17 protein-coding genes are annotated in these 14,559 nt (G+C 51.8%); 5 read left to right on the forward strand and 12 right to left on the reverse strand.

Annotation, left to right across the window (positions count from 1 at the left end; genetic code table 11):
* The first annotated feature begins 147 nt into the window (after positions 1-147).
* Entirely contained in the window at positions 148-2,061 is a 1,914-nt protein-coding gene (gene mrdA, locus BRD58_RS08285) for a penicillin-binding protein 2 (RefSeq protein ID WP_012848433.1), read from the forward strand.
* 5 nt (positions 2,062-2,066) lie between these two features.
* Here the strand turns inward: mrdA and BRD58_RS08290 are convergent, their stop codons facing one another.
* On the reverse strand, positions 2,067-2,252 hold the full coding sequence (locus BRD58_RS08290) for a GhoT/OrtT family toxin (RefSeq protein WP_012848434.1): 186 nt from the start codon (positions 2,250-2,252) through the stop codon (positions 2,067-2,069).
* Positions 2,253-2,461: 209 nt separating this feature from the next.
* A complete protein-coding gene (locus tag BRD58_RS08295; RefSeq protein WP_012848435.1) occupies positions 2,462-2,896 on the reverse strand; it encodes a universal stress protein in 435 nt (144 codons plus the stop codon).
* 291 nt (positions 2,897-3,187) lie between these two features.
* Between BRD58_RS08295 and BRD58_RS08300 the strand changes: the two genes are divergently transcribed.
* On the forward strand, positions 3,188-3,382 hold the full coding sequence (locus tag BRD58_RS08300; RefSeq protein WP_015461414.1) for a DUF2767 family protein: 195 nt from the start codon (positions 3,188-3,190) through the stop codon (positions 3,380-3,382).
* A gap of 182 nt (positions 3,383-3,564) precedes the next feature.
* Here BRD58_RS08300 and BRD58_RS08305 read toward each other — a convergent pair whose 3' ends face one another.
* Positions 3,565-4,305, reverse strand: a complete 741-nt coding sequence (locus BRD58_RS08305; protein ID WP_015461415.1) for a hypothetical protein — start codon at positions 4,303-4,305, stop codon at positions 3,565-3,567.
* A 945-nt stretch (positions 4,306-5,250) separates the two neighbouring features.
* On the opposite strand from BRD58_RS08305, the gene BRD58_RS08315 reads away from it, so the two are divergent.
* Positions 5,251-5,523, forward strand: coding sequence for a hypothetical protein (locus BRD58_RS08315; RefSeq protein WP_015461416.1), 273 nt, complete (start codon positions 5,251-5,253; stop codon positions 5,521-5,523).
* 360 nt (positions 5,524-5,883) lie between these two features.
* Here BRD58_RS08315 and BRD58_RS08320 read toward each other — a convergent pair whose 3' ends face one another.
* The 7 genes from BRD58_RS08320 to BRD58_RS08350 all read right to left on the reverse strand — a co-directional run bounded on the left by BRD58_RS08320 (position 5,884) and on the right by BRD58_RS08350 (position 11,743).
* The gene (locus tag BRD58_RS08320; protein WP_071890384.1) at positions 5,884-7,098 is read right to left on the reverse strand and encodes a DUF1028 domain-containing protein; all 1,215 of its coding nucleotides are present in this window, start codon (positions 7,096-7,098) and stop codon (positions 5,884-5,886) included.
* Positions 7,099-8,150: 1,052 nt separating this feature from the next.
* Positions 8,151-8,447 (reverse strand): putative quinol monooxygenase, encoded by a 297-nt coding sequence (locus tag BRD58_RS08325; RefSeq protein ID WP_012848441.1) that lies wholly within the window; start codon positions 8,445-8,447, stop codon positions 8,151-8,153.
* Between the two features lie 41 nt (positions 8,448-8,488).
* A complete protein-coding gene (locus BRD58_RS08330) occupies positions 8,489-8,884 on the reverse strand; it encodes a VOC family protein (protein WP_015461418.1) in 396 nt (131 codons plus the stop codon).
* Between the two features lie 219 nt (positions 8,885-9,103).
* On the reverse strand, positions 9,104-9,385 hold the full coding sequence (locus BRD58_RS08335; RefSeq protein ID WP_015461419.1) for a ribbon-helix-helix domain-containing protein: 282 nt from the start codon (positions 9,383-9,385) through the stop codon (positions 9,104-9,106).
* A gap of 279 nt (positions 9,386-9,664) precedes the next feature.
* Positions 9,665-10,069 carry a tyrosine-type recombinase/integrase gene (locus tag BRD58_RS08340; RefSeq protein ID WP_225857685.1) on the reverse strand — a complete coding sequence of 135 codons (405 nt, stop codon included), beginning with the start codon at positions 10,067-10,069 and terminating at the stop codon, positions 9,665-9,667.
* 344 nt (positions 10,070-10,413) lie between these two features.
* Positions 10,414-11,508, reverse strand: a complete 1,095-nt coding sequence (locus tag BRD58_RS08345) for a tyrosine-type recombinase/integrase (RefSeq protein WP_073382185.1) — start codon at positions 11,506-11,508, stop codon at positions 10,414-10,416.
* On the reverse strand, positions 11,495-11,743 hold the full coding sequence (locus BRD58_RS08350) for an excisionase (RefSeq protein WP_015871361.1): 249 nt from the start codon (positions 11,741-11,743) through the stop codon (positions 11,495-11,497). Before BRD58_RS08350 ends, BRD58_RS08345 begins: the two co-directional genes overlap by 14 nt.
* Positions 11,744-11,842: 99 nt before the next feature.
* On the opposite strand from BRD58_RS08350, the gene BRD58_RS08355 reads away from it, so the two are divergent.
* Positions 11,843-12,121 carry a type II toxin-antitoxin system RelE/ParE family toxin gene (locus BRD58_RS08355; protein ID WP_073382188.1) on the forward strand — a complete coding sequence of 93 codons (279 nt, stop codon included), beginning with the start codon at positions 11,843-11,845 and terminating at the stop codon, positions 12,119-12,121.
* Positions 12,121-12,408, forward strand: a complete 288-nt coding sequence (locus BRD58_RS08360; protein ID WP_073382192.1) for a HigA family addiction module antitoxin — start codon at positions 12,121-12,123, stop codon at positions 12,406-12,408. The genes BRD58_RS08355 and BRD58_RS08360 overlap by 1 nt, the downstream gene beginning before the upstream one ends.
* An 82-nt stretch (positions 12,409-12,490) precedes the next feature.
* Here the strand turns inward: BRD58_RS08360 and BRD58_RS17885 are convergent, their stop codons facing one another.
* Positions 12,491-13,150 carry a hypothetical protein gene (locus BRD58_RS17885; RefSeq protein WP_073382197.1) on the reverse strand — a complete coding sequence of 220 codons (660 nt, stop codon included), beginning with the start codon at positions 13,148-13,150 and terminating at the stop codon, positions 12,491-12,493.
* A gap of 510 nt (positions 13,151-13,660) precedes the next feature.
* Entirely contained in the window at positions 13,661-14,434 is a 774-nt protein-coding gene (locus BRD58_RS08370) for a Rha family transcriptional regulator (RefSeq protein WP_073382201.1), read from the reverse strand.
* Positions 14,435-14,559 lie beyond the last annotated feature (125 nt).

Genomic DNA, 14,559 nt, shown 5'->3' on the forward strand with positions numbered 1-14,559 from the left:
TTATATTCTGAAACAATGCAGCCAGAAGATTAGCAACCGGGCGGTTGGCCGGGCTGCGTTTTGTGCGTAACCTAACGGTTTAGGTTACTTGCTATGCCGTATCGCAGCCGCCCGGCGTCTGCGCATGCCGCCCGTGTCCCCATTTGCATGAATTTGTTAAAAGACGCCATTCGCGATCATGGTGCCGAGTCGGCGCTGTTTCTGCGCCGTACGCTGATTGCGCTGGTACTGGTTATCCTGTGCTTTACCGTACTGGTCGCTAACCTATACCACCTTCAGGTGCAGGAGCACGCCGAATATCAGACCCGTTCGGATGAGAACGACATCAAAACACTGCCGGTGTCGCCGGTGCGCGGGCTGATTTACGATCGTCACGGTACGCCGCTGGTGGAAAACCAGACGCTATACCAGATTTCGCTGGTGCCGGGTAAGATCCCCCATCTTGACCAGACGCTGGCGGCGCTGACGCCGCTGCTGGATCTGACGCCTCAGGAGATTGCCGATTTCCACCAGGCGATGAAGCACGCCCGTCGTTTTGCCGAGGTGACGCTGAAAGAGGGGCTTAGCGAACGCGAGGTATCCCGGTTTGCGGTCAACGAGTTTGCCTTTCCCGGGGTGATGCTCTCGACCTATCAGCAGCGTTATTATCCCTACGGCGCACAGCTGGCGCACGTGGTCGGCTATGTGTCTAAAATCAACGATCGCGATCTGCAGCGCCTGGACGCCGCAGGACAGCTGGAAAACTATGCCGCCGACCACGATATCGGTAAACAGGGGATTGAGCGTTATTACGAGTCGCTGCTGCACGGCAAGACCGGCAGCCAAGAGGTCGAGGTTGACAGCCACGGACGGATAGTGCGCTATTTGAAAGAGCAGCCGCCCCACGCCGGTGCCAGCCTGTATCTGACGCTGGATCTGCCGCTACAGCAATATATTGAAGGGGTGCTGAAAGGCCAGCGGGCGGCGGTGGTGGTGATGGATCCGCGCGACGGCGGCATTCTGGCTATGGTCTCCAGCCCCAGCTACGACCCTAACCCCTTCGTTAACGGGATTTCCTATAAGGCCTATAGCGCGCTGCTGCATGACACGGCGCTGCCGCTGATTAACCGCGTGACCCAGGGAATCTATCCCCCGGCCTCGACGGTGAAACCCTATATGGCCAGCGCGGCGCTGCTGGCAGGGGTGATCACCCCACAGACGACCTTCTTCGGCGCCCCGACGTGGACGCTGCCTGGCACCCAGCGTCGCTACCGCGACTGGCTCAAGAGCGGGCACGGTATATTGAATGTGGTGAAGGCCATTGAGGAGTCGGCGGATACCTTCTTTTACCAGGTCGCCTATGAGATGGGGATCGATCGCATCCACCAGTGGATGAGCCAGTTTGGCTACGGTCAGCTGTCCGGTATCGATCTGGATGAAGAGGCGCGCGGGGTCTTACCCGATCGTGACTGGAAGATGCGGGTGCATCATAAGCCCTGGTATCAGGGGGATACGGTATCCGTCGGCATCGGGCAGGGGTATTGGACGGCGACGCCGATTCAGATGGTGAAAGCGCTGGGGATCCTGATTAACAACGGCAAAGTGGTGACGCCGCATCTGCTGTACGCCGTCCGTCGCGGGCAGCAGGTCGTACCGTACCGCCAGAGCCACTTCACGCAAATCGCCACCCAGACGTCGCCGGTCTGGGATATCGTCAAACGCGGGATGTACGGTATGGCCAACGATCCCAACGGCACCGGATATAAGTATTTTCATACGGCGCCCTATCAAATTGCCGGTAAGTCGGGTACCTCACAGGTTTTCGGCCTGAAGCAGAATCAGGTCTATAACGCTAAGATGATCCCGGTCAGGCTACGCGACCATATCTTCTATACGGTGTTCGCCCCGTATCCTCACCCGCGCATTGCGATGGCGGTGATCTTGGAGAACGGCGGCGGGGACGGCGTGACGGCGGCACCGGTCACCCGCGCGATCTTGGACTATATCTTCCGTCCGGCGGCGGTATCGCCGCCAGCGGCGCCACGGGCAAGCGCCCCGACGGAGCTGCGGCGTGCGGCCTGATGACGCTACATAAATAGCCAGAAGACCACGACCAGCGGGAAGCTCATTGGCCAGGTTAGCCCTACCATAACGGCTGAAAGCAGGCGTATTTTTATGGAGGGATCTTTCGTGGCAAAAAACGTCACGAACGCACAAAAAAGTACGCCGACGCAGTAGGCCGTTTTAATAAACGACCAGATTTCGGGATGCATGTGTAACCTAATAAATAATCAAATAAGTGGCGCAGGGCAGAACCCGGCGCAATGCGACACCCTGCGGTATCGCTATAAAATGTAAATGCTGTGTGTGGGCGTTATGATGGCAAATTTTCTCCCCTGCGCCAAGGGGGAACCCCCCCGAGCAGCAGAGGATTACCGGCCGCCTTGGCGGCAAGCCGGCATGACACCCGCGGCAAGGTGACTCAGCGTACGACCAGTACGGCGGTAGACGCGTGGCGCACGACCGACGCGGCCGTCGACCCGAGCAGGTAGGTGGTGATGTCCGGGCGATGCGAGGCGACGATGATCAGATCGGCGCCGATCTCCTCCGCCTGCAGCAGGATCCGATCACGCGGCGCACCGATGGCGATCGTGCAGTGCACGCGATCCTCCGGCAGATTGAACTGGGCAGCCACCTGCCGTAGTCCGGCCTCGGCATGCTGCAGACGGTCCTTTTCTGACGGATAGTGGCCGACCGGCAGCGAGCCCATGCCGTAAAAACTGCTCAGCGGCGGCAGCACGGCCAGAAAATGGATATGCGCATCCTCCTGTCTGGCGAAGTTTTCTACGTGCGGGATCACCAGTCTGGACATGTTATCTTCAGTGAGGTCGATGGGAACCAGAATGGTCTTGTACATACAATCTCCTGTTTTTTAGGCAAAAGTAAAGTAATGGTCCTGCCTGTTAAGTGTAGCCCGTTTTCCCTCTCCGGGTGCTGAGTTCACCCCAAATAATCCTATGCAGCCGATCCGCCGCCGCACGGTCGAGCCAATGTCACTGATGACGGCGGCGGGGATGGCGCGGGTACTGTCGATGCGGGCCGGGGTGTGGTAGGTTAGGCTAACGTCTCCCGATGGTGGCTGCGGACGTTTGCCAGGCCAGATCGAGGGGAGACACCTGGATTGACTCCTGTTTGGCGAGGTCATGTAATGAAAGACGCGTTGCTGTTCAATGAAGCCTGTCAACTCATTGGGCTGGCGGTGATCCGTTTGCACCAGCATGGGCTGGAGGTAAACAGCGGGAATATTCTGGCGCACCTGCAGGCCCATGCGTCGATGGCGGAGCATGCGCCCCGGCAGAGGCAGATAGCGGAGACGGCGATCGATATATTGGGCGATCTCTAGGGCGTGCTCCGCGCCCGGAGACCATCAGGATGACGGCGCGATCGCCCTGCGGCGTCTCCGCCGTCGTCCCCCAGCTCAGACGTCCGCTTTTTGTCCCGGGCGATTTTATTAGCACAAGCGATCCGCGGGGTAATGTCGTGGCGCTGCGCCCGCTGATCGTCGAGCGGGGTGGCTATTACAACTTACTCCTCCAGCAGCGCGCCGTCGTCAATATCGGGTGCCTTGGGCGCGGCGCCCGTTGGGTAAATCTGCACGGTGCCGATGCCTCTATCCTGACCATAGCTTTTGTCAAAGCGCTCTCTATCCCCGGCGTCGTTAAGGTTGTAACGCAGTCCGAACTGCCCGTCGATCACGATGGCGCCCATCTCGGTGCGCACTAGGTTCATTGCATGGGAAACGGCTTTGCCTCGAACCGGCGCCATGATGATGTTTCGACTTCCCTCCTGGCTACGCTGCAGCAGTTGGCCGGAGAGTGGCCGATCGGTCTGTAGAGCAACGCTGACATAGTGCTCCGGCGCCACATTTTGTGGCAGCCTGCCCGGCGCGGTGCTTTCTGCGACCCAAAAGTCATTGATCATGCCACACTCCAGCGCGGCGAGGTTCTGTTCTACGGCCTTGCTGCAGATCACACCGTTCTGATTGAGCGCGCGCCCCGAGAATAGGCTAAGGACATTGCTGAACATGCCCCTGATCCGGTGCGGATTGGTATGGCGAGCGATATAGTCAAACGCATACGACATTCCCCGTTGGTGTGCGCTGCGGAGTTCGCCGGTGCGATGGGTTTCCGTCGTCAGCCCGTCGAGAAAGGTGGGAGAGTCGGTGACCCTGTCGAAGAGGGGCGTCGGCTCTATGTGTTCAAGCATATCAACGTCGCTGTCCAGTTGGCGATGGGGAGGTAAAACGATGGGGATAAGATGACCCATAATAGAGGCTCCAGGTTGCTTTGCTACCTGGCAGTCTGTCGCCCGTCCCGCAACCCGTAACTACGGTCAACACCTGAAGTGAGGGATGCTGGGGGATGAGACGCTCCGGCGGCCTGGCATAAATCCATCCTGCCCGCCCGAGAAAAGGGATTGAGGCATATGGAAGGCCTGCGGTGGCGTGATAGCCTTAATGTGACGCGCTTGGCGTGCGTGCGGGCGCGCCGTTACCGTGTGGAGAAGGGGGACCGTAGCCTCACTCGGCTCCTATTTTTTATTTTTTTCGCCAGGGGATATAATGATCGTCACGCGTTGATTTAATGTCGAGTTCTGCCCAATGCTTGCTGAAATAATAAAACGATGCCTCAATAACGATGCCGGATGTAAATCTATTTATCATTCTGAAAAAATTGACACCCAGGCTGAGGTTAGCATCGTCGTTAATCTATGGGAGATTAATGGAGAGATAACGTTATTATTGACGAGAGAGGATGACCTGATCCCCGCCAGCGATAGCGTTTGCCCGGAGTGCTGGATTAAATGGGAGGTGCTGAACGCTGAGGATGTCGGTATTACGCCTAGATATGCGTCTTTTACCAGTGAGTGTCAGCAGAATTACTGGCTGAAACGGCACCTGCCGTTATCATGATAACCGCGACTGCATGCCGACCTGATTGAGGATACGCACTCCACCCCCGTGGAATGGTGAAATAGAGGAGCATTGCAAACGCCTGGAGGTGCGTCGGCGCGATCTCAGCGCTCATTGCCGGAGTCAGTCTCGGCTACGGCTTTCCTTGGCCGTGCGGAGGCGTAATAAGAGGCTCTTTCCTGGATATTGATACGCACGGCGTTTGATAAGGCGGAGGTCGGGGGAATGTGCGCAGGGTCGCGTTATCGCGCTAAAGAGCGGTGCTACCCTGCTAAGCTAAATCCGCTAGGAGTTTCTTTATGAGTCATACGCACTACACCGATCGGTGGCAGCACTACCAAGCCCGCGCCGAACTCGCTTATACCCTCGACTGTTTTGGCGATTATCTGGCGAGGATGCACGGCTATCCGTCAGCGGTAGCGGGCTTTGAGGCGATATACCTATACCTGTGCGATAAGCATCATTGGCCGATCGCGCAGACTCGGGCGATGGAATATGACGATATTCGTTTAGCGCTGGCCCTTGAGATGCAGGGCTGGTCGCTGCCTTCTGAGGCGCGGGTAACGTCGTGATGCGTCTGAATGTGACGCCGCCGCACCCGTGCTGGATTCAGCGCGGCATAGTTTGAAAAACTGAATATTCATCAAGGCGGTGTCCATATTATGAGGATAATCTAAAATGGGTTTACGTTATATTTGGCGATTAGGCGAGCGGTACGCCACGAACGAAATGACCACCCATAATAGTCAGCGCTGTGCAATCAGGTAATGGCTGAGTCATTCATGTAAACCGTCAGTCCGTGCCCCGTAGGGCGTCGGACTGACAAAAGTGTAATAATCTTAGGATAAGTGACGAAACAATAAAAAATATACTTACATTGCGACACCAATTAAGTAACTATGACGTCGAGTGATTATTGCTATCCTAAAGCATCATTCTCGACTGAGTATGCGAACTGAACGGGCCTTATTATCAAAGGCGCTCGCTTCTGTATCACCCTCAACGCGAGTATAGTAATTTCCGCTAAAATTCTTATCTTCGAAGAAACGTACCGTCCATCCATGAGGGATAGCGAAAGATGATATACGTTCGGAGAAATTATACTGGCTAAGATCAGAGATATCTTGAAGGATGTTCAAGGATTCACCTTTTTGATGTGGATCAGCATACACCTCGAGATGGTCGTTCTTAAGAATACAATGAGGCGAAAACGTGGTTCCCCAGGCATCATAATTTACGATTTCATTATATTCTCCTATGGCTACACTTGGGCATGTCTTATGTGCCCCTGCCACAATATTAAGCTGGGGAGTAAATATATCCCTCGGTTTTGCATCATCGCAGACTTTACTACCAACGCCATATGGGCCAATATAATGACCGCTTCCTTTTATGTCAATATTAGCAAGAAAAGCCGTTCCTGAAACTAAGGTAAGGCATACCTGTGGCTTTTGCCTTCCATTAATTATTTTCTCTAATCCACTTACGGCATCTTCATCAATATCTCTTGAATTATAAAACCAACTTCTATCATTTATCTTTATAAATGCCGTATAAGATGATGTCCCATCACATCTCAAATCACCCAATCCACGATCGCGTACAGACGTAAGGCCGCTCAGTAATTTTTCAACAAAAAAATCGCGTTGTTCCATATATCCGTCTAGGATTGCATCCAGTGTGTTAGAATGTAGAGTATTTCCAGCAATAACAAGATTATCTCTAATAATACTCCCTTTGACGGAAGGAACCTCACCACCAGTAAACGCATACCCCTCAACTGGACCTGATGATGGATTGCTTAATATTAAAAACTGTCTTGAATCTCTCCCTTCAGTCCCATCCTGGTCATGGTCATATAACCACTCAAGAATCTGATTCCCTCTAACATTTCTAAGAATCATATCTTTTCCATTGTTTAAATTTATATTATTAAAGTTCACCGTTGCTTGTGTTGTTATTGTTCCAATAGGTGTAAGGGTATTCACTTTATCTGTTATGTCTAGGTTAGGTGGTAGGTAAACACAGCTGGCGAATGCTACACCATAAATTCCACTGTTTTCATCGTAGGCAACAAGAGAGAACGTTGCATTTGCGTTGAATGAGATAATTAATACGGAAAATATAAATATATTTAATGCTTTCATATTCCACACCTCTCTCATTAGTATATGAAACATATAAGCGCGCTACGAACACGATAGTTGTTATATTCATTGGTTTAATGCAATTAAAACAACATTAGAAAACAAATAAATCAAAATGGCGTCATTACGCTATCTTGTTGCGTGTTGCAATAGCGAGGCTACTGTGAAGCTTTACTAAGCTAAGCGTGTCGATACATCGCATCATTACACAAAAGTGTTACGCATTACAATTACAATCACAATTACAATTTATGGTAAAGCAATATGTGTGCCACACAGTATAAAAAATCAATTAATGTAATTTATATATGTTTTATGTGGAATGCATTAAATAAAAGAATATAACGATGGCGCTGTTGTTAAATAATTTAAAGAAAAATTCACTCTGTTGGCCTTTTACTATTCACACAGAGTAGGGATAACCCTGATAACCCCGCGACCGTCACACCGCTAATCCTCTTGTCCTCGGTGCTAGAATTCCCGTTTATCCGGCAGGCAGGTGCTTTGGTGGCTCTGTCGTCAGTACGGTGCAGGGCTTGGGTTTTATGTCGAGGCAGCCTCACCTTTGTAGATGAAATACCAAGCAGGGGGGCGATCTTATGGGCGGTAGTACGGCTAGGTGTACAGGATAAACTGCCGTGACGATGATGCAGGCATCGCTGTGGCGCACCGATCGATATTAAGGTACAGCAGGTATCCTGCCTCTGTAGCCTGGGACGGTCGGTGAATGTTACGATTTGGCGTTGGATAGCGAAGCGGCGCCTATCGGATGGTCGTGAACGGAGAGTGGAGAGACATAGGGGAGGTTCAATTATCCGGAAATCGCAGCTTTATATCTGGCGTAACAAACATTAGCAATGCATGATTGCGTCAAAATGCGCAAACAAATAAGTGTGCTGCGATATATGCGCATCTTAAAATTAAATGGCAACGGACTGAAAGAAATACAGTGCGAATTCTGTTTCAAGCGTTGCCGTTGTGAAAATATCCCGTGTTAGCATGAGCGGGTTGTACTGACTACGATGACCGATGAACTGGTGTTAGTATTACCGTTATTCCACCGGCTCAATCTGCTTAAAAAACTGAATGTCGGGATCCTTCTCCACGATCCCATTTATTTCATTGAGTAATGAAATAAAATAGGGCATTTTACAGTGCTGATCGAAGGCAGCCTGATCGAGAAATTGCTCTTGGAATACCAAAATATGGGATTTCATAGCATCTTCATACAAGCAGTAGCGTACACAGCCAGGTTCTTGTCTACTTACCTTAATCATTTTCAGTAAGATATCACGGAGAATGGTTGCTTTACCTTGTTTTGCCGTGAAGGTGGCCGTTAAATTTATCATTATTATTCCTTTTTTAAATTGCAGTTATTGATGGCTAAGTGTTATTGGTATCTACCCGCTCTTTCGATTAATTCAATTTGATAACCGTCTGGGTCGGTAATGAAGAAAAATTTTGCTAAAACATCACCCTGATGATGAAATACTTTAACCTCTCCCGGCATTAATCCCGCAGCATGCAATGCGCTATGCGTGGCGTGAATGTCATCAACGGAGACGGCAATATGCCCATATCCTGAACCATGGGAATAGGGCGTACTCCTATCCACATTATAGGTTAACTCCAATTCGAAGCTACTCTCCTCATTGGCGAGATAGACAAGTGAGAAACTGTCGAAATCATACTGCTGCTGCACATTGAGTTGTAATGCTTGAGCATAGAATTTGAGTGATCTATCTAAGTTAGACACTCTAATCATTGAGTGTATCATTTTAGCCATGATGCGCTCTCCCGTAGTGAACAATATGGATAATATAAGATCGCGCCGCAGGCTTAGGGTAGTAGTTATCTACTACCGGAGTGTTTTATTTTTAAGGGTAGAGTGAATCGTGAGATAAATGGCGCAATTAGTCGCTCACTCCTGATAGGAGACTGTACGGCAGTACATGCTGCCTGGGCGGTTATATGGGGCGTGAGGGTGATACTTTGATGGCGTGAGTCACGCCTTGCTAACCTGAGTTACAATACTCTCGAGGTATATGAGGCATGAGCACCTTAGCAGTGAAGAGAAGTTTTTCATATCGATTTTATTATCTATGGCTTCGATGTATAGATTAGAGATAAACTGCCCTAAGGTTTTACTTTGAGAGATAGCGAGTCTTTCCAAGATTTCCCAGAATTTATTCTCTAGGCGTATGCTGGTGACGTGACCGCAGATACGTACGGAACGGGCGCTGCTGGTATAATTAAAGGGATCTTGCCCAGAAAAAATCGTACACATAAAATATACCCTATTATTAATTGTGCTAACTATAGCATAATAGCCCACCCCGATCGTAGTATAAGAGTACTACGATCGGGGTGGGCGCATAGCGATACGGTTTAGCATGAGAAGAGAATCGTTTGCAGCAGGACGCTTATCATATAATCATATAGAGTAAATCAATAACTTTATGATTTTATTGAGATAAAAAATAACGGCGCGACTTCTGTGTCAGTATTAAAACGTCTCCCGCCAAATGTGGGTTCCCGATCATTGGTTTTTGGGAGTATCTATCACTTAGCAACGTGTTTCTCTCAGATCGAGGTCTTTCTCGGTCATATGTCGGTTTTTATGCCCCAGCAGCCGCTGGCAGAATTCCGTTCCGTACTGTGTCTGGTACATGCGTGAGGAAAGGCTGCGGATCTCATGAAAAGAGGGTGGGTAGATCTCTTGAACCCGTCCGCACTTATCCATTCGCCGGGAGAAACCTTTGGTCAGGGTATCGGGCACCAGGGCTCCCCCCGGCCTCCTGTTGAGGCGCGAGCGCTGGGAGTTGAGCAGGTAGTCGCTCGGCCCCGGTAGCCGACAGCGCACCAGTACCTCGCGCAGTCGCAGCGGGTAGTCACCGAGCTGCAGATGGAGATCGAGGGTCATCGCCAGTCTGGCGCCGGTCTGGCGCCGGTCTTGCGCTGGATCACCCACAGTTTATCTTCCCGGATATCCTGCCAGCGGAGCGTGCAGAGATCTTCCCGCCGCGTTGCCCCGTGAGCAGGGCCAGTTCAATGCTGCGCGGTAGCCATGGTGTTTTGGCGTAGCGCTCTATTAACCTTGACCTCTCCCCGTGGTTCTATAATCCTACCCGCGTAACCGGTGCCAGGGTGAAACTGGCAAAACGGCGCAGATGGGCTACGATTATAGAGCAAGGCACTCAATGCCTGCATAATGCCAACTTTTAGCGCACGGCTCTCCAAAAGAGCCATTCCCCTAGACCTGACACAGGAATCGTGTCAGATATTAAAATGCTCCCCGCCAATTTGAGTTCCCTATTATTGGTTTTTGGGGATCTCTATTACCTGCCAAAGTGCCTCCCTCAGATCGAGGTATTTCTCGGTCATATGCCGGTTTTTATGTCCCAGTAGCCGCTGGCAGAATTCCGTTCCGTACTGTGCCTGGTACATGCGTGAGGAAAGACTGCGGATCTCATGAAAAGAGGGTGGGTAGATCTCTTGAACCAGTCCGCACTTATCCATCAGCCGGGAGAAACCTTTGGTCAGGGTATCGGGCACCAGGGCTCCCCCCGGCCTCCTGTTGAGGCGCGAGCGCTGGGAGTTGAGCAGGTAGTCGCTCGGCCCCGGTAGCCGGCAGCGCGCCAGTACCTCGCGCAGTCGCAGCGGATAGTCACCGAGCTGCAGATGGAGATCGAGGGTCATCGCCAGTCTGGCGCCGGTCTTGCGCTGGATCACCCACAGTTTATCTTCCCGGATATCCTGCCAGCGGAGCACGCAGAGATCTTCCCGCCGTTGCCCCGTGAGCAGGGCCAGTTCAATGCTGCGCGGTAGCCATGGTTTATGCGACTCCAGCTGGAGCGCCTGCGCGTAAACGGTCTGCAGCATCGTTTCTGTCAGGCGGCGGCGCTTGACCCGGATCGGCGGTGTACGGGTCTGCGTCACCGGATTGTAGTCGATGAGGCCCGCGGCGATGGCCTCGCGAAATAGGGCGTTGAGAAAGGAGCGCATCAGACCCGCGGCGGAAAGGTGGCCGATCAGCACATAGTGGTGTAGCAGTGAGGCGATGTCGCGGGTGGTGACCTGAGCGATATTCTTCTGCCCGATCACCGTTTGTACGGCCTTGATCTGTGAGCGCCTGGCGCGCAGGGTATTGGCGGCTACGCCGCGGTAGCCGAGGATCCGCAGATACTCCGCCATCCATTGGCTGACGCTGGGGCACGCTTCCTCCATCGGTCGCTGGGTGGCGATATACTGGTTGGCCTCTTGCGCCTGGCGAACGGCCTCGTTTTTTTTGATATAGCCCAGGGGCATCTCCTGCCCACTGAGAGGATTGCGCCAGATGAAAAACCCGCCCTTACAGTACAGGTTGTCCGGTAATTTTGGCGTAGCGCTGTCATCGTTATTTTGGACCATTTTTTAGCCTCTCCAGCAAGGTGGGGGTAGACGCCGCCGTGCCGTCGGGAACGGTGGGCTGCTGCCAGGGTGGCAGGTAGCGGGCATCGCTCTGAATACGGTAGGCGCGGCCGTGGCGGTAGGGCTGCGGGTAAATATAGCCGCGCCGGATCCAGCGCCGGACGGTGTCCACACAGGGTGGCTTATCGAGATAGACTTGCCGGGCCCACGCCGGGATGGTGAGGTAGGTTGTCATGGCGGGCTCCGGGGAAAGGGGGATCGTCAGCGCCTAGTGTTGCATAAGCTGGAACGCGTGTTATATAGTGTTCCATATAAAGGAACACTGTGACTTGCCATGATCAAAAGCTTCAAGCATCAGGGGTTGAAAAAATGCTTCCTCAACAATGATAGTGGCGGACTTGAGCAACACTTGGTGCCACGGATCAGGACACGGCTGACCACCATTGATGCGGCAGACTGCATCGACGGTATCAACATGCCCGGCTACGATTTGCATCCACTGAAAGGCGATCGCAACGATATTTGGTCGATAAAAGTGTCTGGCAATTGGCGTATCACTTTCCGCTTTATCGATGGTGATGCGGAGATCCTGAATCTGGAGGACTATCACTGATGAAAATGGCTAACCCTGCGCATCCCGGCGAAATCATCGCTGAGACACTGGAGGATATGCATATCAGCCTGCGGCAGTTCGCCAAGGCGATGGATATTGCGCCCTCCACCGCCAGCCGGCTGATCTCTGGCCACACCTCGGTTACCCCGGAAATGGCGCTGCGCCTGTCTGTGGTGCTCGGCAGTACGGCAGAAACCTGGCTCAAGATCCAGAACCACTACAGCCTGAACGAGGCCAGAAAAACCACTGACCTGTGCCACCTGCACCGTTTGGTACTGGCCTCCTGAGATAGCAGGAACGCCGGCCATTCAGTGGATCTCGTCCTCTGGCAAGCTTGCGTTCTCTTACCCGAGGGATGGATACCTATTTTCAGGAGTGATCCATACAATCCTTACACCACAGCGTCAGCCCATCTTTCCGCTTGCTGTTTTTGTAGAAACTGGTTTTCCGTCGGCGGCGCTTACACTTAGGGCAATACTTCATCTGCTTAGTATTACGGGGCGCCGAGAGGCATTCGGCACACCATGTGGTATAGCCGTCAGGATGCTTGCTGGAACGCCTAAATTTGCTCAGTTGGAGAGTGCGGCCACAGCGTGGGCAAATTTTTGTATTCTCTGTCATCATCGGTTCATGCTCAATAATATTGACGGAGTGACGGTGAACAGCCTGGGGTTGTGCACTGCGGAGGGCTGGACGAGGAGAAATGTAGCCTTGGGAGGAACTCATTGAATAGGGAGCCTTCGCTGGGATAAACCTCTCTTTTGAGAGAGCCTGACGCTGCCTTATCTCCTGCAAATAGCGATCATGGTTATCTGAGATAAGGGTCATTTTATCCTGATTTCCCTCAATATTATGGTACTGGGTAGAGGTGCTATTGATAGTTCTTGTTCTATTTATCTGGATGTTGCCATCATTGGTTTTTATTGTTTTGTTTTGTGTTATCACTGTCTTATCAGATACAGTCGTTTTATCCCGAGTGATGTAAATAATTAGTACGAATATGATGGCGACAAGGATTACTATATCCATAACGCAACCTATTGTTTTTATTGGATTGATATATTACTGGGGCGAATGTCAGCGCGAGCTATCCTTCTTAATATACCACTCTAAATAACGGCAACTTTTACCATCTACCCTATAACCCTCATCTGAAAAACTGCATCTATAAGAATAGGCATCCGCCCGGAGAATGGGAGCGTAGATATAAGATAGAGACATAATCGCCACAGAAATGATAAGCGCTATACACCATATGATAATTTTTATATTCCCAGACAAGATCGCTTTAACATCCATAGTATCCATATCGGTTTCAATCCTTATGATATCATTTTTATGAATTTTCCCGACTGTCGTTTCACTTGAATACTCTGAGTATGTATCACTATCTTCCGCACAAATCATCTATTTTTTTATAGGCTGATTTTTTCAATCAAACAAATATGTTACTCATTTTTTTAATCTGTTATTTTTAAATGGCATTTACACCTCTCTCCCATATCACGCCCGGCAGACCTCCCCACCGGGCGCCCCAAGCTACCCTGCTCGCCGCGTCAGCCGGGCCAGACTTTGCCGCTCGACGTTGTTCAACTGGGAGCGGGTCTCCCCCAACAGACTCAGATGCCTGAACTCATGCTGAATATGGTTCAACACTGGGCGAAGTTCGCCACGGTTACGCACCACCTGCTGTAGCACCTGCTTTTCAAGCTGCTGGATTAGGCGGCGGGTTTCATGGCTGATTTCCATGATGCGCTGCAGCTCGCGGGCCAGTGCAGGCAAATCGGCGGCGGTAAAGGGATATGGGGACGGCACGCCGGTGGCCTGACGCAGTGCGTACCAGACGCCCTGATTCCAGGCGGCGCGGAACCGGAACGGGTTAACGATGGAGTCGATCAGCCATTTCAGGTTTTTTATCTCCCCGTCGGAGAGCTGCTGTGGCTTAGGGGTTGAGTACGCGCCCTGCTGGCGGGTGAGCAGTTGCCTTTCCATGCGGTTGAAAGCGGCGATATAGGCCTCTTTGAATGCGGCGGCACTCTTACCGGTAAAGCCCATGACCAGAAAGACGAAACCGTCTTTGGTCATCTCGTAGATTTTAGATTCACGCTTAGCGCCGTTGCCGATTGACACGGATTGAACATCGGCTGAAAAGTTAGCCGATGCAAAATCGGGTGAGCAATCCAGCGTTTCAATCTTCTGGATGACGTTCTTGTGCTGCTTGCCAAAGAACTCAGCCACCGCAGTGGACGTAGTGATGGGGCGGTGGTTTCGGATGATGACGCTGGGGGTGTGTACAGAAAGCTGATGGGTCATTTTCTGCGTCCTTTGTATTTGTTCAGATTTTCCCTGTGTTCAGCAGGGCGGTCGGGTACTTGAACACCGTACAAAGATCGGCCAGCAGTTTTCCCCTTGCGGGTGTTGTATGGTCTGCTCGCTAC

It is taken from the genome of Edwardsiella piscicida (assembly GCF_001896205.1).
Taxonomy (GTDB): domain Bacteria; phylum Pseudomonadota; class Gammaproteobacteria; order Enterobacterales; family Enterobacteriaceae; genus Edwardsiella; species Edwardsiella piscicida.

Bases quoted from the DNA above. Each gene is read 5' to 3' on its own strand.
- BRD58_RS08300 (WP_015461414.1), top strand. From the start codon at position 3,188: ATGAAAGACGCGTTGCTGTTCAATGAAGCCTGTCAACTCATTGGGCTG.
- BRD58_RS08305 (WP_015461415.1), bottom strand. From the start codon at position 4,305: ATGGGTCATCTTATCCCCATCGTTTTACCTCCCCATCGCCAACTGGAC.
- BRD58_RS08350 (WP_015871361.1), bottom strand. From the start codon at position 11,743: ATGACAACCTACCTCACCATCCCGGCGTGGGCCCGGCAAGTCTATCTC.
- BRD58_RS08345 (WP_073382185.1), bottom strand. From the start codon at position 11,508: ATGGTCCAAAATAACGATGACAGCGCTACGCCAAAATTACCGGACAAC.
- BRD58_RS17885 (WP_073382197.1), bottom strand. From the start codon at position 13,150: ATGGATATAGTAATCCTTGTCGCCATCATATTCGTACTAATTATTTAC.
- BRD58_RS08355 (WP_073382188.1), top strand. From the start codon at position 11,843: ATGATCAAAAGCTTCAAGCATCAGGGGTTGAAAAAATGCTTCCTCAAC.
- BRD58_RS08320 (WP_071890384.1), bottom strand. From the start codon at position 7,098: ATGAAAGCATTAAATATATTTATATTTTCCGTATTAATTATCTCATTC.
- BRD58_RS08290 (WP_012848434.1), bottom strand. From the start codon at position 2,252: ATGCATCCCGAAATCTGGTCGTTTATTAAAACGGCCTACTGCGTCGGC.
- mrdA (WP_012848433.1), top strand. From the start codon at position 148: ATGAATTTGTTAAAAGACGCCATTCGCGATCATGGTGCCGAGTCGGCG.
- BRD58_RS08295 (WP_012848435.1), bottom strand. From the start codon at position 2,896: ATGTACAAGACCATTCTGGTTCCCATCGACCTCACTGAAGATAACATG.
- BRD58_RS08335 (WP_015461419.1), bottom strand. From the start codon at position 9,385: ATGTGTACGATTTTTTCTGGGCAAGATCCCTTTAATTATACCAGCAGC.
- BRD58_RS08315 (WP_015461416.1), top strand. From the start codon at position 5,251: ATGAGTCATACGCACTACACCGATCGGTGGCAGCACTACCAAGCCCGC.
- BRD58_RS08330 (WP_015461418.1), bottom strand. From the start codon at position 8,884: ATGGCTAAAATGATACACTCAATGATTAGAGTGTCTAACTTAGATAGA.
- BRD58_RS08360 (WP_073382192.1), top strand. From the start codon at position 12,121: ATGAAAATGGCTAACCCTGCGCATCCCGGCGAAATCATCGCTGAGACA.
- BRD58_RS08325 (WP_012848441.1), bottom strand. From the start codon at position 8,447: ATGATAAATTTAACGGCCACCTTCACGGCAAAACAAGGTAAAGCAACC.
- BRD58_RS08370 (WP_073382201.1), bottom strand. From the start codon at position 14,434: ATGACCCATCAGCTTTCTGTACACACCCCCAGCGTCATCATCCGAAAC.